This window comes from Pseudomonas sp. TE21394 (assembly GCF_054057835.1).
This window is the reverse complement of sequence record NZ_JBSRZR010000001.1, coordinates 1,655,803-1,677,084: the sequence shown is the minus strand read 5'-3', so window position 1 is coordinate 1,677,084 and position 21,282 is coordinate 1,655,803. Positions and strand designations below refer to the sequence as shown.

At 63.9% G+C, this 21,282-nt stretch carries 17 protein-coding genes; 6 read left to right on the top strand and 11 right to left on the bottom strand.

Annotated features, from left to right (window positions below; translation table 11 throughout):
* The first annotated feature begins 36 nt into the window (after positions 1 to 36).
* The 3 genes from gabD to ACVWZT_RS07810 all read left to right on the top strand — a co-directional run bounded on the left by gabD (position 37) and on the right by ACVWZT_RS07810 (position 4,329).
* Positions 37 to 1,479, top strand: coding sequence for an NADP-dependent succinate-semialdehyde dehydrogenase (gene gabD / locus ACVWZT_RS07820; protein WP_170027787.1), 1,443 nt, complete (start codon positions 37 to 39; stop codon positions 1,477 to 1,479).
* Positions 1,480 to 1,661: 182 nt separating this feature from the next.
* Entirely contained in the window at positions 1,662 to 2,939 is a 1,278-nt protein-coding gene (gabT, locus tag ACVWZT_RS07815; protein ID WP_225779984.1) for a 4-aminobutyrate--2-oxoglutarate transaminase, read from the top strand.
* Between the two features lie 136 nt (positions 2,940 to 3,075).
* Positions 3,076 to 4,329 (top strand): response regulator, encoded by a 1,254-nt coding sequence (locus tag ACVWZT_RS07810; protein ID WP_296235343.1) that lies wholly within the window; start codon positions 3,076 to 3,078, stop codon positions 4,327 to 4,329.
* 30 nt (positions 4,330 to 4,359) lie between these two features.
* On the opposite strand, the gene ACVWZT_RS07805 is transcribed toward ACVWZT_RS07810, so the two are convergent.
* Both ACVWZT_RS07805 and desA read right to left on the bottom strand, forming a co-directional pair.
* A complete protein-coding gene (locus ACVWZT_RS07805; RefSeq protein WP_296235342.1) occupies positions 4,360 to 5,388 on the bottom strand; it encodes a GGDEF domain-containing protein in 1,029 nt (342 codons plus the stop codon).
* 101 nt (positions 5,389 to 5,489) lie between these two features.
* Entirely contained in the window at positions 5,490 to 6,674 is a 1,185-nt protein-coding gene (gene desA, locus ACVWZT_RS07800; protein WP_296235341.1) for a delta-9 fatty acid desaturase DesA, read from the bottom strand.
* A 147-nt stretch (positions 6,675 to 6,821) separates the two neighbouring features.
* Between desA and dibA the strand changes: the two genes are divergently transcribed.
* Positions 6,822 to 8,717 carry a phosphodiesterase DibA gene (gene dibA / locus ACVWZT_RS07795; protein WP_457468825.1) on the top strand — a complete coding sequence of 632 codons (1,896 nt, stop codon included), beginning with the start codon at positions 6,822 to 6,824 and terminating at the stop codon, positions 8,715 to 8,717.
* A gap of 79 nt (positions 8,718 to 8,796) precedes the next feature.
* On the opposite strand, the gene ACVWZT_RS07790 is transcribed toward dibA, so the two are convergent.
* The 9 genes from ACVWZT_RS07790 to tcyJ form a co-directional block, all read right to left on the bottom strand.
* Complete coding sequence (locus ACVWZT_RS07790) at positions 8,797 to 9,441, bottom strand: methionine ABC transporter permease (RefSeq protein WP_170027793.1); 645 nt, start codon at positions 9,439 to 9,441, stop codon at positions 8,797 to 8,799.
* Positions 9,431 to 10,540: a methionine ABC transporter ATP-binding protein gene (locus ACVWZT_RS07785; protein WP_457468823.1), complete on the bottom strand. Its 1,110-nt coding sequence runs from the start codon at positions 10,538 to 10,540 to the stop codon at positions 9,431 to 9,433. The genes ACVWZT_RS07790 and ACVWZT_RS07785 overlap by 11 nt, the downstream gene beginning before the upstream one ends.
* 1 nt (position 10,541) lies before the next feature.
* Positions 10,542 to 11,342, bottom strand: coding sequence for a MetQ/NlpA family ABC transporter substrate-binding protein (locus ACVWZT_RS07780; protein ID WP_296235338.1), 801 nt, complete (start codon positions 11,340 to 11,342; stop codon positions 10,542 to 10,544).
* Positions 11,335 to 12,726, bottom strand: a complete 1,392-nt coding sequence (locus ACVWZT_RS07775) for an LLM class flavin-dependent oxidoreductase (protein WP_457468821.1) — start codon at positions 12,724 to 12,726, stop codon at positions 11,335 to 11,337. The genes ACVWZT_RS07780 and ACVWZT_RS07775 overlap by 8 nt, the downstream gene beginning before the upstream one ends.
* Positions 12,726 to 13,907, bottom strand: a complete 1,182-nt coding sequence (locus tag ACVWZT_RS07770) for an SfnB family sulfur acquisition oxidoreductase (protein WP_457468820.1) — start codon at positions 13,905 to 13,907, stop codon at positions 12,726 to 12,728. The genes ACVWZT_RS07775 and ACVWZT_RS07770 overlap by 1 nt, the downstream gene beginning before the upstream one ends.
* 135 nt (positions 13,908 to 14,042) lie before the next feature.
* Entirely contained in the window at positions 14,043 to 15,284 is a 1,242-nt protein-coding gene (locus tag ACVWZT_RS07765; RefSeq protein WP_457468819.1) for an SfnB family sulfur acquisition oxidoreductase, read from the bottom strand.
* Positions 15,285 to 15,542: 258 nt separating this feature from the next.
* Positions 15,543 to 16,301 (bottom strand): L-cystine ABC transporter ATP-binding protein TcyN, encoded by a 759-nt coding sequence (gene tcyN / locus ACVWZT_RS07760; RefSeq protein ID WP_296235334.1) that lies wholly within the window; start codon positions 16,299 to 16,301, stop codon positions 15,543 to 15,545.
* 2 nt (positions 16,302 to 16,303) lie between these two features.
* Positions 16,304 to 16,972, bottom strand: a complete 669-nt coding sequence (tcyL, locus tag ACVWZT_RS07755; RefSeq protein WP_296235333.1) for a cystine ABC transporter permease — start codon at positions 16,970 to 16,972, stop codon at positions 16,304 to 16,306.
* Positions 16,969 to 17,763 carry a cystine ABC transporter substrate-binding protein gene (tcyJ, locus tag ACVWZT_RS07750; protein ID WP_296235332.1) on the bottom strand — a complete coding sequence of 265 codons (795 nt, stop codon included), beginning with the start codon at positions 17,761 to 17,763 and terminating at the stop codon, positions 16,969 to 16,971. The genes tcyL and tcyJ overlap by 4 nt, the downstream gene beginning before the upstream one ends.
* Before the next feature lie 308 nt (positions 17,764 to 18,071).
* On the opposite strand from tcyJ, the gene epsC reads away from it, so the two are divergent.
* Together epsC and betT are read left to right on the top strand one after the other, a co-directional pair.
* Positions 18,072 to 19,004 (top strand): serine O-acetyltransferase EpsC, encoded by a 933-nt coding sequence (gene epsC, locus ACVWZT_RS07745; RefSeq protein ID WP_296235331.1) that lies wholly within the window; start codon positions 18,072 to 18,074, stop codon positions 19,002 to 19,004.
* Between the two features lie 257 nt (positions 19,005 to 19,261).
* Positions 19,262 to 21,223 carry a choline transporter BetT gene (gene betT, locus ACVWZT_RS07740; RefSeq protein ID WP_457472038.1) on the top strand — a complete coding sequence of 654 codons (1,962 nt, stop codon included), beginning with the start codon at positions 19,262 to 19,264 and terminating at the stop codon, positions 21,221 to 21,223.
* Positions 21,224 to 21,282: the final 59 nt, after the last annotated feature.

Sequence of the window (21,282 nt, the reverse complement as noted above, 5' to 3'; positions counted from 1 at the left end):
GGCGCTTTTCAACAATCAACAATTCGGGAAGCCGACATGCAGCTCAAAGACGCTCAGTTGTTCCGCCAGCAAGCCTACATCAATGGTGAGTGGCTGGATGCGGACAACGGCCAGACCATCAAGGTGACCAACCCGGCCACCGGTGAAGTCATCGGTACCGTGCCGAAGATGGGCACTGCGGAAACCCGCCGCGCCATCGAAGCTGCCGACAAGGCCCTGCCGGCCTGGCGTGCCCTGACCGCCAAGGAGCGCTCGGCCAAGCTGCGTCGCTGGTTCGAGCTGATGATCGAGAACCAGGACGACCTGGCGCGCCTGATGACCACCGAACAAGGCAAGCCGCTGGCCGAAGCCAAGGGTGAAATCGCCTACGCTGCCTCGTTCATCGAGTGGTTCGCCGAAGAAGCCAAGCGCGTCTACGGCGACACCATCCCTGGCCACCAGCCAGACAAACGCCTGATCGTCATCAAGCAGCCAATCGGTGTTACCGCGGCCATCACTCCGTGGAACTTCCCGGCCGCAATGATCACCCGTAAAGCCGGCCCGGCCCTGGCCGCTGGCTGCACCATGGTGCTCAAGCCGGCCTCGCAGACCCCTTACTCCGCCCTGGCCCTGGTCGAACTGGCCCACCGTGCCGGCATCCCGGCTGGCGTGCTGAGCGTGGTTACCGGCAGCGCCGGCGAAGTGGGTGGCGAGCTGACCAGCAACTCCCTAGTGCGCAAGCTGTCGTTCACCGGCTCGACCGAAATCGGTCGCCAGCTGATGGAAGAATGCGCCAAGGACATCAAGAAGGTTTCCCTGGAGCTGGGTGGTAATGCCCCGTTCATCGTGTTCGACGACGCCGACCTGGACAAGGCGGTCGAGGGCGCGATCATTTCCAAGTACCGCAACAACGGCCAGACCTGCGTTTGCGCCAACCGTATCTACGTGCAGGACGGCGTCTACGACGCGTTCGCCCAGAAGCTGGCCGCCGCTGTTGCCAAGCTGAAGATCGGTAACGGCCTGGAAGAAGGCACCACCACCGGCCCGTTGATCGACGGCAAGGCTGTGGCCAAGGTCCAGGAGCACATCGAAGACGCCGTCGGCAAGGGCGCCAAGGTGCTGGCCGGTGGCAAGATCATCGAAGGCAACTTCTTCGAGCCGACCATCCTGGTCGACGTACCGAAGACCGCTGCCGTCGCCAAGGAAGAAACCTTCGGCCCGCTGGCGCCGCTGTTCCGCTTCAAGGACGAGGCCGAAGTCATCGCCATGTCCAACGACACCGAGTTCGGCCTGGCCTCGTACTTCTATGCGCGCGACATGAGCCGTGTGTTCCGTGTTGCCGAAGCGCTGGAATACGGCATGGTGGGTATCAACACCGGCCTGATTTCCAACGAAGTGGCACCGTTCGGTGGCATCAAGGCCTCCGGCCTGGGCCGCGAAGGTTCCAAGTACGGTATCGAGGACTACCTCGAAATCAAATACCTGTGCATCAGCATCTGATCGCACGGTAACGGTTTTACCTCTGCCAGCGGGGCGCGAGAGCGACGTCTCGCTGGCCTTTTTGACATCGCAGTACCTGGTGGCCCGGACGTTCACGGCAGTCGATCAACGAATACTGTTCGCTAGCGCATCCAGCCACCCCCGAATAAAAGCGCCATTCAGAACGGCGCAATGAGGGCATTATGAGCAAGACCAACGAATCCTTGATGCAACGTCGTGTCGCCGCCGTCCCACGTGGCGTTGGCCAGATCCACCCGATCTTCGTCGATACCGCGAAGAACTCGACTGTGATCGACGTTGAAGGCCGCGAACTGATCGACTTCGCCGGCGGCATCGCAGTACTCAACACTGGCCACCTGCACCCGAAAGTGGTTGCGGCCGTGCAAGAGCAGCTGACCAAGGTCAGCCACACCTGCTTCCAGGTGCTGGCCTACGAACCCTACGTAGCGCTGTGCGAGAAGATCAACAAGCTGGTCCCGGGCAACTTCGACAAGAAGACCCTGCTGGTCACCACGGGCTCCGAAGCGGTGGAAAACGCCGTCAAGATCGCCCGTGCCGCTACCGGCCGCGCTGGCGTCATCGCCTTCACCGGCGGCTACCACGGCCGCACCATGATGACCCTGGGCCTGACCGGCAAGGTCGTGCCGTACTCCGCTGGCATGGGCCTGATGCCGGGCGGCATCTTCCGTGCCCTGTTCCCGAGCGAACTGCACGGTATCAGCGTTGACGACGCCATCGCCTCGGTCGAGCGCATCTTCAAGAACGACGCCGAGCCGCGCGACATCGCCGCGATCATCCTCGAGCCGGTACAAGGCGAAGGCGGCTTCCTGCCAGCGCCGAAAGAGCTGATGCAGCGCCTGCGCGCCCTGTGCGACCAGCACGGCATCCTGCTGATCGCCGACGAAGTACAGACTGGTGCTGGCCGTACTGGCACCTTCTTCGCCATGGAACAGATGGGCGTGGCGCCTGACCTGACCACCTTCGCCAAATCCATCGCTGGCGGCTTCCCGCTGGCCGGTGTGTGCGGCAAGGCCGAGTACATGGACGCCATCGCCCCAGGCGGCCTGGGCGGTACCTATGCCGGTTCGCCGATCGCTTGCGCTGCCGCCTTGGCCGTGATCGAAGTGTTCGAAGAAGAGAAACTGCTGGACCGCAGCAAGGCTGTCGGTGAGCGCCTGACCACTGGCCTGCGCGAAATCCAGAAGAAGTACCCGATCATCGGCGACGTGCGTGGTCTGGGCTCGATGGTCGCTGTGGAAGTCTTCGAGAAAGGCACTCACACGCCAAACGCTGCCGCTGTTGGCCAGGTTGTGGCCAAGGCCCGCGAGAAGGGCCTGATCCTGCTGTCCTGCGGCACCTACGGCAATGTCCTGCGGATCCTGGTTCCGCTGACCGCCGAAGACGCGCTGCTGGACAAGGGCCTGGCCATCATCGAAGAGTGCTTCGCTGAAATCGCCTGATGTGACGCGCTGCAGAAAAAACCCGCTTCGGCGGGTTTTTTTATGCCCGCAACGTCCACGATGGCGCTATCGTTGTGGGCAGGACTCGCTTGGCAAGCTGCAAGGACTGAATCAGGGATTTTCAGGAGTTTTGGCGATGAACGCTGCGCACCCCTCCCCACCCAGTGTACTGATCGTCGAAGGTGACCCCTGGGTACGCGACATGCTCAGCGAAATGCTGCTTAGCGTGCGCTGCGATGCCCGCCTGCAGGTGTGCGCCGATGGCGAGCAGGCGCTGAGCGCGCTCTCGAGCAAGCCCGACCTGATCATCGCCGCGCGTGAACTGGCCGGTGTCGATGGCCTCGACCTGTTGCGCAAGGTCCGCGCCAGGGGGCCGGGGTTGCCGTTCATCCTCATGAGCAATCGCAGTGACAGCGCCAGCGTGCATGAGGTCCTGCCCCTGCATCCGACCGCATACCTGAGCAAACCGCTGAACCTGGACAATTTGCGCAAGCGCCTGGAAGAGCTGTTGCTCTCTGTTGACGAAGAGGTCGCCTGCCCGCCGCCAGCGTTGCAGGCGGGTGCCAGCCTGCCGGCGTACCTTGAGCAACGTCGCGCCAGCGCCGATGGCGGGCCGCTGATGGCCGATGTGCAGGCGGCGCTCAAGCGCGCGCTCAACCCACAAGGCCTGAACCTGAAAGTGCTTGAAGAGGAGCTGCATGACGACCCGCAGATCACCGCCGTTCTGATCGCTGCGGCCAACAGCGCTGCGCTGCACCGGGAAGCACCGGTGCAGACGTTGTTGCAGGCCTTGAACAAGCTTGGCAGCACACAGAGCATGAACCTGGTCCTGGGGATGACCCTGAAACGCAGTGCCCGCCTCAGCGACCCGTTGCTGACGAAGCATGCAGCCCGGTATTGGAACCTTTCGCTGCATGCTGCCGAATATGGCCGTACCTTGGCACGTATGCTCGAACTGGACGAAGGGCGTTGCTACTGCGCAGGTTTGCTGCATTGCCTGGGCGACCTGGCAGTGCTTCGTTGCCTGCAGGAGTGGCGGCTGGCTGGGGGCGAGCTGGATGAGGGCCAGGTGCAGCGGTCGCTCGACGAGTTTGGAGCTGCGTTCGGCTCGGCGCTGCGCACCCGCTGGCGGTTGCCATTGGCATTGCGCGAGCTGATTGCGGCCATCTACCAGCTGGGTGGCGGGGTGTATTCGCGGGAGATCCTGGCCATGAACCTGGCTGGGCAGTTGGCGCGGCTGCCGGCCGGGCTGGGGCTGGACAAGGTGGCCGACAGCAAGACGGCGCGTTTGCTGAAGGTTGGCCTGCCGGAGCTGAGCCGGTTGCGCAAGGCGGAGAACCCGGAGGCGAAGGCGCAGGAACAGCCGCCGACGGCTGAGGGCTCCAGCTGAGGTTCAGGAGCCGCCAAGCGGCGCCACGGCTCAGGCGCGCACGATCTGGTTCTTGCCCTGGCGCTTGGCCTGGTACATCGCCGCGTCGGCTCGCGCATACAGGCTGTCCAGCGCCACATCTTCATCGGTCAATGCGGTCACCCCCTGGCTCACCGTCACGCCGTAGGTCTGCTCGCCATGGCTGAAACTCAAACGCTGGATATGCCGCTGCAAACGTTCGGCAATCTGCTCGGCCACCAGGGCGTTGCAGCCAGGGAACACCGCCGCGAATTCCTCACCACCAATGCGCCCGAACAGGTCACCACGGCGTAGCACGGCCTTGCCGCTGTCGGCGATGCGTTGCAACACCTGGTCGCCTTCCTGGTGGCCGTAACTGTCGTTGATGCGCTTGAAGTCGTCGATGTCCAGCAGCAGGAAAGCCAGCGGCGTGCCTTCGTCGCGTGCGCTATCGAAGGCCTGCTGGGCGCATTCGAAGAAATGCCGGCGGTTGCTGCTCTGGGTCAGCACGTCGGTAGTGGCCAACCGCTGCAGTTCGCCTTCGAGTTGCTTCTTTTCGGTGATGTCCTCGGCAATGCCGACGATGATTACCCGGTCACCATCGCGTTGCTGGTTGATGTAGCACTTGTCACTCAGCCAGCGCACCTGGCCATCGGCGTTCAGGATGCGGTACTCGCGGTCTTCTACCGAGCCCTTGACCAGCACCTGGGCCAGGCTGCGTTCGGCGAATTCCAGGTCGTCGGGATAGATGCTGTCGCGCCACTCGTTGTAGTCGGCCAGTACCAGGCTGGCGGGGCGGCCGAAGATGCGTTCATAGGCGGGGCTGACGTACAGCACCTGACGGGTTTCCCAGTCGAAGGCCCACAGTACCGCATTGACGCTGTCGAGCAGCGCGCTGAACAACTGCTCACGCTCGCTCAGGCGAGCAACTTCGCCCTGGGCGTGAAGCAGCGCAAGCAAGGTCTGGGCGGCCTCGGGAGGTTGGGTGCCGGGCAGTGTCGTTGGAATGTTCTTGGCCATGTGCACGAAGCAGGTCTCGACGTGAAAGCGTGCGGCCAGCATCCGGCCCGCCACGCGGGGCGATGTGCCAGATTCGAGTGGAAGCGACGGGGGGAAGTTCCGGGCGGCACGCCCTGCCAGGAGGGCGTGCCGATCAACGGTGGTCAGGCGCCGGTCGGGCGCAGCGAGTAGGTCTTGAGTTGCGCCGCGAAGTCGCGCAAGGCATGGATACCGCTGGTTTCGGCCTCGTGGACCCAGTCTTTCATGGCGGCCAGCATGTCGTGGCCATTGGCGCTGGTGCGCGCCCAGATTTGCTGCAACGCCAGGCGTTTTTCGTAGATGGTCTTCAGCGCCTGGCTGTGTGCGAGCATCGACTCGATACGTACATGGTGACGGTCCTGCAGCAGGCTGGTCTCGCGCGACAGCAGGCGCTTGGCGCGGCGGAAATGGTGGCGCACCGAGGCATCGACGCGGGCCAGTTCCTGCTTGACCAGCGGGCCGATCACCAGCTTGCGGTACTGGGCCATGATCTGGAAGCGGTTGTTGAGGATCGCCATGGCAGTGTCCATGTCCAGGCTGGCCTTGCCGGCCACCCGGTGGGCGATGGGCGCCACGCGTTGGACCTTGGCCAGGCGCAGCAGGCAGAACAGGCGGATCCACGCCCAGCCCATGTCGAACTCCCAGCGCCTGACCGACAGCTTGGCCGAGTTGGGATAGGTGTGGTGATTGTTGTGCAACTCCTCGCCACCGATGAGGATGCCCCATGGCACCAGGTTGGTGGCGGCATCGCGGCATTCGAAGTTGCGGTAGCCAAGGGCATGGCCCAGGCCGTTGACCACCCCGGCGGCCCAGAACGGGATCCACATCATCTGCACCGCCCAGATGGTGATGCCGATGGTGCCGAACAGCAGCAGGTCGATTACCGCCATCAGCGCGATGCCGCCCAGCTTGTAGCGCGAGTAGAGGTTGCGCTCGATCCAGTCGTCCGGGCAGTTCTTGCCGTAGATGCGCAGGGTTTCCGGGTTGCGCGCCTCTTCCCGGTACAGCTCGGCGCCCTTGCGCAACACCGTGCCCAGGCCCTTGTACACCGGGCTGTGCGGGTCTTCGGGGGTTTCGCACTTGGCGTGGTGCTTGCGGTGCACGGCGGTCCATTCGCGGGTGTTCTGGGCCGTGGTCAGCCACAGCCAGAAACGGAAGAAGTGCTTTAGCACGCCGTTGAGCTCCAGGGCTCGGTGCGCGGAGTAGCGGTGCAGGTAGACCGTGACGCTGACAATGGTCACATGGGTCATCAGCAAGGTGATGCCGACCAGTTGCCAGGCCGACAAGTCGAGCAGGCCGTTGTACCACATAGGTGCAGATACCCTCGAAATGCAGGGGGAAGGGGGTGATTATCCCTTGGTGAGGAAATAAAGCCAGTCAACCGTTCAGATAGGAAGTCACGACATGTTTCAGCCTTTATAATGCCCCTTCCTTTCTGATGGGCTATCGCACCCGACATGTCTGTTTCCGTTCGCGACGCCTTGCGCATGGCTGCGCTGTATGTGGTGCTATCGGTCCTCTGGCTGACGCTGGCCGAGGTGGTGCTGCAGAGCATGACCGACGACCCACTGGCACAGACCGTGGGGCGACAGATCAACGTGGTGGTCTGGGTACTGTTCAGTGCCTTGCTGATTTATGTGTCGCGGGTGCGCCTGCTCAACTTCATCGGCCGTGGCGCGCGTTTGCGTTGCGAAGACCGCGAGCGGCTACGCATGGCTGCCGCCGTGTTCGACAGCACCCTGGAAGGCGTGCTGGTGACCGACCGCCAGGGCCTGATAGTGCACGTCAACCGGGCCTTCATGCGCATTACCGGCTACCAGCAGGATGAGGTCATCGGCCAGCGTCCGAACAAGTTCAAGTCGGGCCGCCATGGCCTGGCATTCTATCAGCAGATCTACGCCACCCTGGCGGATAGGGGCGAGTGGAGCGGCGAAATCTGGAACCGGCGCAAGAGCGGCGAAATCTACCCGCAATGGCAGACCATCTGCGCCATTCACGACGACGAAGGTGAACTCAGCCACTACGTGGCGGTGTTCAGCGACATCAGCGCGATCAAGCATTCGGAACAGGAGCTGGCCTACCTGGCCCACCACGACCCGCTGACCGGCCTGCCCAACCGCCTGCTGTTCACCGACCGGGTCGGGCAGGCCCTGACCGCAGCCCAGGCCAACAAGCGCGGCTGTGCCCTGCTGTTGCTGGACCTCGACCATTTCCAGAGCATCAACGACGGCCTTGGCCACACCATTGGCGACCAGTTGCTCAAGCTGGTGGGCGAGCGCCTCGGCGAGGTGCTGGGCAGCGGCGTGACCCTGGCGCGACTGGGGGGCGACGAGTTCGGGGTGCTGGCCGAGAACTGCCAGCAGGTCGGCCAGGCCGGCAAGCTGGCACAGGGCATCATCGAGCGCATGCGCGAGCCGTTCCTGTTCGAGGGTCATCGCCTGTTCATCAGTGTCAGCGCGGGTATCAGCCTGTTCCCCAGCGACGCCCTGAGTGCCGAGCAATTGCTGCGAAACGCCGACTCGGCCTTGTACAAGGCCAAGAGCAACGGGCGGGCCTGCTATGCGCTGTACACCGAAGAGCTGACCGCCCACGCCCAGCACCGGGTCGAAACCGCAGGTGAACTGCGCCGGGCGCTGGAGCAGGACGAGTTACGGGTGTTCTACCAGCCGGTACACGACTTGGCGAGCGGCCGCCCGGTCGGGGTCGAAGCACTGGTGCGCTGGCAGCACCCGCAGCGCGGCCTGGTGCCGCCGGGCGAGTTCATCCCGATTGCCGAGCGCACCGGGCTGATCGCCGAGATCGACGCCTGGGTGCTGCGCCAGGCATGTCGGCAGATGGTGCAATGGCAAGGTCAGGGCCGGCAGCTGGCGTTCGTGGCGGTGAACATTTCCAGCCGTCTGTTTGGCCAGCATGAGCTGTACCAGCAGGTGGCCGAGGTGCTGCACGAAACCGGCCTGGCCCCGGCCTTGCTGGAGCTGGAGGTGACCGAGAGCGCGGTGATGGAGGACCCGGAGGTGGCGCTGGAGCAATTGCATCGCCTGCGTGAGCTGGGCGTGACCCTGGCCATCGACGACTTCGGTACCGGGTATTCATCACTGCTGCGGCTGAAGCGTCTGCCGGTGCAGAAGCTGAAGATCGACCAAGGCTTTGTCGCCGGGTTGCCGCAGGACGAGGACGATATCGCGATCGTCCGGGTGATCATCGCCCTGGCTCGCAGCATGGGCATGCAGGTGCATGCCGAGGGTATCGAGCAGGCCGAGCAGGCCAGCTTCCTGCTGCAGGAGTTGTGTCAGCTGGGGCAGGGGTACTGGTTCGGGCGGCCGGTGCCGGCTGCGGATTTACCCTGGCTGTAGGTCTTCAGCGCATTTGAGATCGAGCGCCGCCTGCGCGGCGCTCGATATCCCAGGCGCCACAGCTATCACGCTTGGCACTTCAGCGCTTGTTCAAGCCCTTCGCCAGGCGGTCCCCACCCAGCTGGATCAATGCCACCAGCGCCACCAGCATGGCAATCACGGTCAGCATGATCTGGCTGTCGAAACGCTGGTAACCATAGCGGTAGGCAATATCCCCCAGGCCCCCGGCGCCGATCGCGCCGGCCATGGCCGAAGAGTTGATCAGCGTCACCAGGGTAATGGTGAACCCCCCCACGATTCCCGGCAGTGCCTCGGGCAACAACACATGCCAGACGATGTGCCAACGCCGACAACCCATGGCCTGCGCCGCTTCGACCAGGCCATGGTCGACTTCGCGCAGGCTGACCTCGGCAATCCGTGCGAAGAACGGCGTGGCGGCAATGGTCAGCGGTACCACTGCCGCCCACACGCCGTAGGTGGTGCCTACCACCAGGCGGGTGAAGGGGATCAGCGCGACCATCAGGATCAGGAACGGGATCGAGCGGAACAGGTTGACGAAAGCGCCGAGCACCCGGTTCAGCACGGGGGCCTGGAAGATCCCGCCCTTGTCGCTGGTTACCAGCAATACTGCCATCGGCACCCCTGCCAGCAGGGCGATCAACGACGACACGCCGACCATCAACAACGTATCGAGCAAGCCTTCGAGCAGGCGATCAAACCACATGGCCTAGTACCTCCACGTCCTCGGCCCAGCGGCGGGCGCGTTCCAGCAATTGATGTGGGGCGTGCGGCGAGTGCTGCACCGACAGGATCAGCTGCCCCAGGGCATGCTCGCCGATGATTTCCACGCCACCCTGCAGCAGGCGCACGCGGCCGCCCAGGTCATTGAACAGGGCCGACAGTTCCGGCTCGCCGAGCACAGTCAGCTTCAACACCACGGCACTGTCATGGCTCGCCGGAGTCGCTTGCAGGCTGGCCTGCAACGCCGCAGGCAGCCTGGCCTGCAAAGGCGCGAGCAGGGTCCGGGTGACCTCGTGGCGCGGGGCGCCGAATACCCGCCAGACTTCGCCCTGCTCGATCACTTCACCGCGCTCGAGTACCACCACCCGGTGGCAGATGTCGCGGATCACTGCCATCTCGTGAGTGATCAGCACAATGGTCAGGCCCAGGCGCTGGTTGATATCGCGCAGCAGCTCGAGGATCGACGTGGTGGTTTCCGGGTCCAGCGCTGAGGTGGCCTCGTCGCACAGCAGGATCTCGGGGTCATGCACCAGCGCCCGGGCGATGCCGACCCGCTGCTTCTGCCCGCCGGACAGCTGCGCCGGGTACACGTGGTGTTTTTCCTGCAGGCCTACCAGTTCCAGCAGTTCACGCACTTTGCGTTGGCGCTCGGCCTTGGCTACGCCGGCCACCTTCAGTGGCAGCTCGACGTTCTGCCACACGGTCTTGGCCGACATCAGGTTGAAGTGCTGGAAGATCATGCCGATACGCCGACGCAGGGCTACCAGCTGGTCTTGGTGAAAAGGCGCGATGTCCACCTGGTCGATCAGTACCCGGCCCTGGCTGGGCTGTTCCAGCCGGTTGATAGTACGCAGCAGCGATGACTTGCCGGCACCACTGCGGCCGATGATGCCGAAGATCTCGCCATGGCGGATATTCAGGTCGATGCCGCGCAAGGCCGGTTGCGCCTGGCCCGGGTAGGTCTTGCCCAGGCCGATGAAGCGCACGTGGGCCTGATTGACATCCGGGCGCAGGGCCTGTTCCTTGGCCGTCGCTGGTAGTGATTGTGTGGTGGGCGCCCGGAGCGCGCTGGCCTGGCTCATGTCAGCCCTCCCAGCCGGCCTGGTAAAGCTTGCCGTGGGCCTTGTCGAGGGCCGCGCGCACCGCTGGCGAATGCTGGTAGATGTCGACGAACCTGGCCAGGCGCGGGTCGTCCTTGCTTTGCGGGCGAATGACGAACTGGATGACGTATTCCTTGTTCTCCAGGCCGTCGAACAGCAGCGCCGAGCCAGCGTCGAAGCTGTTCGCCAGGCGGATATATGCCGGGTAGCCCTGCACCAGATCGGCGTCGTCATAGGCTCGTACCAGTTGTACCGCCTCGACCTGGAGGATCTTCAGGTTCTTCGGGTTGGCGACGATGTCGGCCTCGGTGGCTTTGTAGCCCACTCCCGGCTTGAGGCTGATCAGGCCAGCCTTGGCCAGCAGCTGCAGGCCACGGCCGCTGTTGATCGGGTCGTTGGCGATGGCCACGCTGGCGCCTTCGGGCAGGTCGGCGAAACTTTTGTACTTTTTCGAGTACAGGCCGACATTGTTGATGATGCCGGAGGCGTAGGGCACCAGGTTGAAACCTGCGGCAGCCTTGGCGTTCTCCAGGAACGGGATGTGCTGGAAATAGTTCACGTCGATGTCGCCGCTATTGAGGCTGACATTCGGCGCGATCCAGTCGCTGAACTCGATCAGCTTCACTTCCAGGCCTTGTTTGTGTGCTTCTTCCACGGCCGCTTCCAGTGGTATGGCGAAGGCGGCAGTGGTACCGATCTTCAGCGGTTCGGCGGCCAGGGCGCTGGCGCACAGACCGAGGCTGACGGCGATGGCCGCGACGGGCCGGAACAGTTTCTCAAGCATGGTGCAGGGCTCCAGTCGTGGTAGGGGTAGAGGCAAAGCGGTAAGCCGAGCCAGGATGGTCGGCGGGCAGGTACGGGTGGTCGGCCTGGAACAGCTTTTCGCGCAATGTGCCTTCGGCGTAGGCGGTCTTGTAGCGGCCACGCTGCTGCAGTTGTGGGATGACCAGGTCGATGAAGTTCTCGAAGCTTTCCGGGGTGACGGTGCGGGTCAGGTTGAAGCCGTCCAGGCCGGTTTCATCGATCCAGGCGATCAGTTGCTCGGCCACTTGCTCCGGCGCGCCAACCAGGGTCACGTAGCGACCACCCAGGGCGTGCTGCTGCAACAGGCGACGTCGGGTCCAGGCGTTGTCCTGCAACTGGCGCGTGGCGGACTGGATGGCGTTGCCCTGGCGGAAGGCGATCGGTTCATCCAGCTCGAAGGCGGCAAAGTCGATACCGGTGGAGGCTGCGAAATGCGCGACCCCGGCCTCTGCACTGGCATGTTGCAGGTACTCGGCGTGCCTGGCCTGGGCCTGTTGCTCGGTGGCCGCGACGATCACCGTGATGCCCATGAACACCTTGACCGCTTGCGCGTCGCGCCCAGCGGCCTGGGCGGCGGCACGCACCTTGTCGACCTGGGCGCGGGTGGCGGCTTTGTCCTGGCCACTGATGAACACGCATTCGGCATGATTGCCGGCGAAGGCCAGGCCTCGCGGTGAGCTGCCGGCCTGGAACAGCACCGGCGTGCGCTGCGGCGACGGTTCGCTCAGGTGGTAGCCCTCGACCTGGTAGAACTCGCCTTGATGGCGGACCTTGCGCACCTTGTCGGGCCGCGCGTAGATGCGCTGCTGGCGGTCGGCGACCACCGCATCGTCGGCCCAGCTACCCTCCAGCAGTTTGTACAGTATCTGCAGGTATTCGTCGGCCTGGTCGTAGCGGCGGTCATGTTCGGGTTGCTGGGCCAGGCCCATGGCCCGGGCGGCACTGTCGAGGTAGCCGGTGACGATGTTCCAGCCCACCCGGCCATTGCTCAGGTGGTCCAGGGTGGAAAGGCGCCGGGCGAACAGGTACGGCGCCTCGTAGGTGAGGTTGGCGGTAAGGCCGAACCCCAGGTGGCGGGTGACGGCGGCCATGGCCGAAACCAGCAGCAGCGGGTCGTTGACCGGCAGCTGGATCGACTCCTTCAGGGTGACATCCAGCGACTGGCCATAGATATCGTAGGTGCCGACGATATCGGCAAGGAACAGCCCGTCGAACAGGCCGCGTTCCAGCAGCTGCGCCAGGTCGGTCCAGTAGTCCAGGGTCTTGTACTGGGTCGAAGTGTCCCGTGGGTGGGTCCACAGGCCGTGGTTGATGTGCCCGATGCAGTTCATGTTGAAGGCATTGAGCAGGATCTGCCTGGCCATCAGATGGTCCCCCGACGTGGCGGGTTGGCATCGTTGAGGTAGTAATTGCCGATGGCGTGGTATTTCCAGCGTACCGGGTCATGCAGGGTGTGCACGCGGGCGTTGCGCCAGTGGCGATCGAGGTTGTGTTCGGCCAGGGTGGCCTGGCTGCCGCTCAGTTCGAACAGCGTCGTGCCGGCTGCCAGGGCTATCTCGGTGCTGATGGCGCGGGCTTCGGCCACGGCGATGGAAGCAGCGGCAACCTTGGCGGCGGTGCTGTCGTCGCGGGCGCGGTCCAGGTATTCGCCGGCACGCTCCAGCAGGGCTTCGGCGGCGTGCAGACGGATCGCCAGCTGACCGAAGCTTTTCAGCGTCAACGGATCATCGCTGGCCTTGTCCAGGCCGGAGTCGACCCACGGCCGGCTACGGCTGCGCACGAACTGCAAGGCGTCCGCATAGGCGGCGCGGGCAATGCCGGTGTCGATCGCGGCATGAAGAATCTGCGCTAGCGGGCCAACCGGGGTGGGGCGCTCGAAGGCGCTCTGGAACGGCACCACGTCGGCGGCGCTGACATAGACGTTGTCGAACACAACCGAGCCGCTGCCGGTGGTGCGCTGGCCGAAACCGCTCCAGTCGTCGATCACCTGCAGGCCCTGGCTGTCGGCCGGAACGAACGCCAGGTGCTGCACGCCGTGCTCGTCGACCACCGAGGTGGGAATACGCTGGGCGTAGATGGCCCCGGTGGCGTAGAACTTGCGGCCATTGATGCGGAAATCGTCGCCGTCACGGCTCAGGCGGGTGGTGCGGTCGTTGGCGGTCTTGGTGCCCAGTTCGGCCAGGGCGTTGCCGAAGCGACGGCCAGCCAGTACTTCGCCATACAGGCGCTGCTGCTGTTCGGGCGAGCCGTTCACCCGCAGCACTTCCAGGGCGTAGAAGTGGTTCTGCGGAATCTGCCCGAGCGAGCCGTCGGCCTGGGCGATGCGGGCGATGACCTTGGCCAGGGTGACATTGGACACGCCGGCACCGCCGAAGGCCTTGGGCACGCTGATCGCCCACAGCCCGGAGCGGGTGAACAGCTCCAGCTCGGCGTGCGGCAGGCGGCGTTCACGGTCGCGCTGGGCGCTGTCGCGGCGCAGTTGCCGGGCGATGTCTTCGGCGACGGCCAGGGCGTGGCTATCGTTGGTAATGATGGTTGTGGTCATGGTGTTCTCCGGGCTATTGGGGCCGCTTTGCGGCCCATCGCGAGCAAGGCCGGCTCCACAGGGTGCGCACACGGGGCCTGTGCAAGAGCGGGCTGGTGTCGCGATGGGCTGCAAAGCGGCCCCAAAGCCAAAAAATCAGATCCAGGAATGCCGCGCAGGCAGCGTGCCGTTGAGGTGGTAAGCGCCCACCGCGTGGTACTTCCAGCGCACCGGGTCATGCAGGGTGTGCACCCGGGCGTTGCGCCAGTGGCGGTCGAGGTTGAACTCGGCAAGCGTGGCGCGGCTGCCGGCCAGCTCGAACAGCTTCTCGCTGGCCTGCAGGGCGATTTCGGTGGTCAGCACCTTGGCCTCGGCCACCGCGATCGAGGCCCGCGCCGCGCTTGCGGCGTCGATCGGCGCGGCGTTGACTTCGTCGAGAACCCGCGCAGCCTTGCGCAGCAACGCTTCGGCGGCATGCAGTTCGAGCTTCAGGCGACCGACGTCGGCAATCACATACGGATCGTCACTGGCACGCTCGACATTGGCGTCGACCCATGGGCGGGACTTCTCGCGGACGAATGTGATCGCATCATTGATCGCCGCTTCGGCAATACCGGCATCGATGGCCGCCTGGATCAGCTGCGAAGCTGCACCCTGGGTATTGGGGATGTCGCGCTGGCGCCAATTGTCGATCACCAGCTCGGCATCCACCGGCACCTGGTCGAGCAGTACGGTGCCGCTGGCGGTAGTGCGCTGGCCGAACCCGGACCAGTCATCGACGATGCGCAGCCCGGGGCTACCACGGCGGACGAACGCCAGGCGCTGGCGGCCTTCGTCGTCCAGCGCCTTGACCGCCACCCAGTGGGCGAACAGAGCACCCGTGGAATAGAACTTTTCGCCGCTGATGCGATAGCCGTCGCCGGCCCGGGTAAGCCTGGCCTTGAGTGTGAGGGTATCTTTGGTGCCGCGCTCAGGGCCGGCATTGCCGATACGCCAGCCGTCGAGCACGCTGCGGTAGATCGCCGCCTGCTGCGCTTCGGTTCCTGTCAGGCGCAGCAGTTGCAGGATGCCGAACTGGTTCTGCGGGATCTGCCCCAGGGCCGGATCGGCCGCGCTGATCAGGCGGAATACTTCGGCGATGGTCTCGAATGACACCTCGGGGCCGCCGAAGGCTTTGGGGACGCTGATGCTGCCCAGGCCACTGCGGGTGAACAGCTCGATCTCGGCCCATGGCAGTTTGCGTTGCTGGTCGCGGCGGGCGGCCTGCTCACGGGCAACCTCGGCCAGTTCGCGGGCCGCTTGCAAGGCTTCGGCGTCGTTGCGCAGCACCTTGGCTGGCAGCAGCACCGGCGAGCTGTCGAGATCGCTGTGGAATCGGGTATTGGCTTGGCTGGACATCAGTGCCGCTCCTTGGCTGCACTCAATGCCCTGGCGTTGCGCACTGGGGTGATTGCGATCCTGACCATTCCTGACCTCACAAATTGGTTATGTCGCTGTAGCTGGTCGCGACGGATGTGTGCTGGTCCGGTGGTCCGGTTCATATACCCTAATGCTTTATAAAAACTTTATGAACTAACTCTTTGGAATATGTATAGAAGAAGGGATTTGTTGCGGATGTGCCGGCCTCGCGGGCGCGCCCGCGAGGCCGGCACAGGCTTACTCGGAAGCCGCAGTCCCGAGGAACTTGCGCAGGAATTGCCGGGTACGTTCTTCCTTCGGCGCCGCGAACAGCGCCTTGGCCTCGCCCTGTTCCACGATCACTCCCTTGTCGAAGAAAATCACCCGGTTCGCCACGTCCCGGGCAAAGCTCATCTCGTGGGTCACGATGATCATGGTGCGTCGCTCCTCGGCCAGGCCGCGGATGGTCGCCAGCACTTCACCCACCAGCTCCGGGTCGAGCGCCGAGGTCGGTTCGTCGAACAGGATCACCTCCGGTTCCATGGCCAGGGCGCGGGCGATGGCCACCCGTTGCTGCTGGCCACCGGACAGGCGCCGTGGATAGGCGTCTTCCTTGCCTGCCAGGCCGACCTTGGCCAACAGGCGCCGGCCCAGTTCGATGGCCTGCTCGCGAGGCGTCTTCTTGACGATCACCGGGCCTTCGATGACGTTTTCCAGGGCAGTGCGGTGGGGGAACAGGTTGAAGTTCTGGAATACGAACCCGGCCTGCTGGCGCAGGCGGCGGATCGCGCCTTGCTGGCCACCCAGCGGGCGGTTGGCGTCGATGCTGATGTCGCCGATCTGGATCTGCCCGGCATCGGGGGTTTCCAGCAGGTTCAGGCAGCGCAGGAAAGTGGTCTTGCCAGAGCCGCTGGGGCCGATGATCGCCACCACTTCGCCCGGCTGCACGGCCAGATCAATACCGTTGAGCACGGTCTGGCCCTTGAACCGCTTGGTCAGGCCTTTGACTTCAATCATGCTCAATGCTCCTGGTCATGCTGGTTGACGCGCGCTTCCATGCGGTTCTGGAAGTGCGCGAGGATGCTGCACAGCACCCAGTAGATGACCGCGACCGCCACGTACATGGTGAACACTTCGAAGGTGCGTGCGGTAATCAGCTGGGCCTGACGGAACAGCTCGGGCACCTGGATGGTCGCCGCCAGGGCGGTGTCCTTGACCAGCGAGATGAAGCTGTTGCCCAACGGTGGCAGGGCGGTGCGCAAGGCTTGCGGCAGGATGGCCCGACGCATGGCCTGGACGCGGGTCATGCCGATGCTGGCGGCGGCTTCCCACTGGCCGCGGTCGATCGAGGAGATCGCCGCGCGCAGGATTTCGCAGATGTAGGCCGCCATGTTCAGCGACAGACCGATCAGCGAGGCCGGGATCGGGTCCAGTTCGATGCCGATCTGCGGCATGCCGAAATAGATCACGAACAGCTGCACCAGCAGTGGTGTGCCGCGGAAGAACGACACATAGACCCGGGCCAGCCAGTTCAATGGCAGGACCTTCGACAGCCGCATCAGCGCCAGGGCAAACCCCAGCAGCAGGCCGAAGAACATGCCCCCGACGCTGAGCAGCACGGTATAACCCGCGCCCTTCAGCAGGAAGGGCGCAGAATCGACAACGAGTTGCAGGCTTTCAGCGATCATTTGGTGACATCGGCACCGAAGTACTTCTCGGACAGCTTGGCCAGCGTGCCGTCAGCCTTGAGCTTGTCCAGTGCCTTGTTGATTGCCGCCAGCAGTTCCGGCTCGCCCTTGCGCAGTGCCACGCCGCTTTCGAGGCGCGAGAAGGCATCGCCGGCCAGCTGGGTGTCCTTGGCTTTCTGGGCATATTCCAGCGCGGCCAGGCGGTCGATCAGGATGGCATCGATACGGCCGTTACGCAGGTCGGCGAACTTGCTTGGGTCGTCTTCATAGGTGCGCACATCGGCTTGCGGCACGTCCTGTTTCACCCACTGCTCGTAGTTGGTGCCCAGGCCTACGCCAACCTTCTTGCCGGCCAGGTCGGCGGCCTTGTGGATGTTCAGCTGCTCGGCCTTCTTCTTCAGGATCAGCGCCTGGATGCCGGAGATGGTGTAGGGCTCGGAGAAGTCGTACTTCTTCTTGCGCTCTTCGGAAATGGTCACCTGGTTGATCACCACATCCAGGCGCTTGGACTCCAGGGCGGCGAGGATGCCGTCCCACTTGGTCGGCTGCACCTTGGCCTTGACTCCGAGCTCCTTGGCCAGCAGTTCGGACAGCTCGACTTCGAAGCCGGTGAGCTTGCCGTTCTCGTCCTGGAAGCTGAACGGTGGGTAGGTGCCTTCCAGGCCGACGTTGATCACGCCTTTTTCCTGGATAGTCTTGAGCTGCTCGCCGGCAAAAGCCTGGCTGAACAGGCCGGCACCCAGCAGGAGAGCCAGGCTGGCGTTGAGTAGCGGTTTGGCGAATTTCGACATGTGGAAGCCCCGCGCTTGTGATCAGTGGTGGGTGGCGACTATAGGGATGGCCACTTAGGCCAGGAAATAATAAAAAATTATTTTGTTATTTCCTTTTGTGTTTTTGTCAGTCCCGACTGCATTGAGGGTAGGTGAGTATCCGCCCCCCGTCATCGCTGCTTATGCCGGACTTAGTGCAGGATGGAATAAAGCGTTGTTTTTTCCAAGGGATGGTTTTGCCGTAGAGTGGATTGCATGTACGCAGGCCCGGCCCTTTCGCGGGTCAGCCAAATAAAAATGAGTCTGGCCTACTCAGGCAGGAGAAAACCGTGAGCGAACAACCTTCATCCGGGCACTGGCAGCTGCAGAGCATCGTCGCCGGTCTGCGCGGCGCCCGTGAACAATGGCGCGCCCGCAATGGCCGCAGCAGTGGCGAGCAAGGCGGGCGTGAGTTGCCTTCGCGCGAGGCCATGCGGCAGATTCTCGAACAACTGTGCGGCGCGCTGTTCCCCATGCGCCTTGGCCCTGTCGACCTGCGCGAAGAAAGTGAAGACTTCTACGTAGGCCATACCCTGGATGCCGCGTTGACCGCCTTGCTGGTCCAGGCTCGCCTCGAGCTGCGCTACGCCGCACGGCAAAACAAGGCCGAGCTGGACGGCGTTGATGCCCATGCGCTGCGCCTGGTCCAGGGCTTTGCCGCCGCCCTGCCGGGCCTGCGCGTGCTGCTCGATACCGACGTGCTGGCCGCTTACCACGGTGACCCGGCGGCGCGCAGCGTCGATGAAGTGCTGCTGTGCTACCCCGGCATCCTGGCGATCATTCACCACCGTCTGGCGCACCACCTGTACCAGGCCGGCTTGCCACTGCTGGCGCGGATCAGCTCGGAGCTGGCGCATTCGGCCACGGGCATCGACATTCATCCCGGGGCACAGATCGGCCCGAGCTTCTTCATCGACCATGGTACGGGTGTGGTGATTGGCGAAACCGCGATCATTGGCGAGCGCGTGCGTATCTACCAGGCCGTGACCCTGGGAGCCAAGCGCTTCCCCAGCGACGAGTCGGGGACCTTGCACAAAGGCCTGCCGCGTCACCCGATCGTCGAAGACGATGTGGTCATCTATGCTGGCGCCACGGTTCTGGGGCGGATCACCATCGGCAAAGGTTCGACCATCGGTGGCAATGTCTGGCTGACCCGCAGCGTGCCGGCCGACAGCAACATTACCCAGGCCAATCTGCAGCTGGATTGCCAGGACAAGAACTGATATCCGTACCGGCCTCTTCGTAGCCAAGCCCCGCGAAGAGGCCGGCCAGGGAGGGCGCCAGCCAGCGCCCTGATTCGCATTGAAATCCGATCCATGTTTAACTTGAACGCTTGTTCAATGAAAAACGCTGGTCCGCTGCCGGTGTTCAACAGGAGGATTCCTTTGCTGAACCCGTTCATTCCGAACCTTACGTCATTCGACGAGGTGCGCCGCCCATGAGTGCACCGATCCCATCCCTTGCCAATGGCAAGATCCGCATGAACCCCCCGGTGTTCTATTTCGCGGCAAGTTTCATCCTGCTCTTCGGCCTGGTGGTCATTGCCAACCCGCGCAGTGCCGGCGACTGGTTGCTGGCGGCGCAGAACTGGGCGGCCAACACCGTCGGCTGGTACTACATGCTGGCGATGACGCTGTACCTGGTCTTCGTGGTGGTCACCGCCTTGTCCGGTTACGGCAAGATCAAGCTCGGTGCCGACCACGACGAGCCCGAGTTCAGCTATCTGTCGTGGGCCGGCATGCTGTTCGCCGCCGGTATCAGCATCACCCTGTTCTTCTTCTGCGTGTCCGAGCCGCTGACCCACATGCTGCAGCCGCCCCAGGGCGAGGCGGCTACCGCCGAAGCCGGGCGCCAGGCCATGCAGATCCTGTTCCTGCACTGGGGCCTGCATGGCTGGGGCGTGTTCGCCTTCGTCGGCATGGCCCTGGCCTACTTCGCTTACCGGCACAACCTGCCGCTGGCCTTGCGTTCGGCGTTGTACCCGCTGATCGGCAAGCGCATCAACGGGCCGATCGGCTACGCGGTGGACGGTTTCGGCATCATTGCCACGGTGTTCGGCCTGGGCGCCGACATGGGCTTTGGCGTGCTGCACCTGAATGCCGGCCTCGACTATCTGTTCGGCATCAGCCACAGCCAGTGGGTGCAAGTGCTGTTGATCGTCCTGATGATGGGCGCGGCGGTCGCCGTGGCCGTTGCCGGGGTGGAGAAGGGCGTGCGGGTGATGAGCGACATCAACCTGTTCCTGGCCTGCGCGCTGTTGCTCTTCGTGCTGTTCGCCGGCCCTACCCAACACCTGTTCAACACGCTGATCCAGAACCTTGGCGATTATCTCGGTGCCTTGCCACGCAAGAGCTTCGATGTGTATGCCTACGGCGAGAACAGCGGCTGGCTGGGCGGCTGGACCGTGTTCTACTGGGCCTGGTGGATTGCATGGGCACCGTTCGTGGGGCTGTTCATCGCCCGTATCTCCCGCGGCCGTACGATTCGCGAATTTGTCTTCGGCGTGCTGCTGATTCCGCTGGGCTTCACCCTGGCGTGGATGTCGATCTTCGGCAACAGCGCCTTGGACCAGGTGATCAACCACGGCATGACCGCGCTGGGCCAGTCGGCACTGGATAACCCGGCGATGAGCCTGTACCTGCTGTTGGAAACCTACCCCTGGAGCAAGGCGGTGATTGCCGTGACGGTGTTCATCAGCTTCGTGTTCTTCGTTACCTCCGCCGACTCGGGCACCGTGGTGCTGTCGACCTTGTCGGCGACAGGAGGTGATGCCGACGAGGACGGACCGAACTGGCTGCGTATATTCTGGGGCGCAATGACGGCGCTGATCACCAGTGCACTGCTGTTCGCCGGCAGCATCGATTCGCTGAAGTCCGCTGTGGTGCTGACCTCGTTGCCGTTCTCGCTGATCTTGCTGTGCATGATGTGGGGGCTGCACAAGGCGTTCTACCTGGAGTCGCAACGGCAGATCGCGCAGATGCACTCACTGGCCCCGTTCGCGCATTCACGTCGCGGGCGCGGTGGCTGGCGCCAGCGCCTGAGCCAGGCGGTGCATTTCCCGTCGCGCGACGAGGTGTACCGCTTCATGGACGACGTGGTGCGCCCGGCAATTGCCGATGTGCGCGAGGTGTTCGAGCAGAAGGGCCTGGTGCTGATTACCCAGGACGACCCGAGCCATGACAACGTCAGCCTGAAGATTGGCCATGGCGAGGAGCAGCCGTTCATCTACCAGGTGCAGATGCGTGGCTACTTCACGCCATCGTTCGCCCTCGGTGGGCTGGGCACGCAGGAGTTGAAGAACCGCCGTTACTACCGGGCGGAGGTGCACCTGAGCGAAGGCAGCCAGAACTATGACCTGGTGGGCTATAGCAGGGAGCAGATCATCAACGACATCCTCGACCAGTACGAACGGCACATGCAGTTCCTGCATCTGGTCAGGTAACCCGCTGGGGGCCGCCGTGCGGCCCACCCCGACAAGGCTGCGCCTGCAGAGGTACGCGA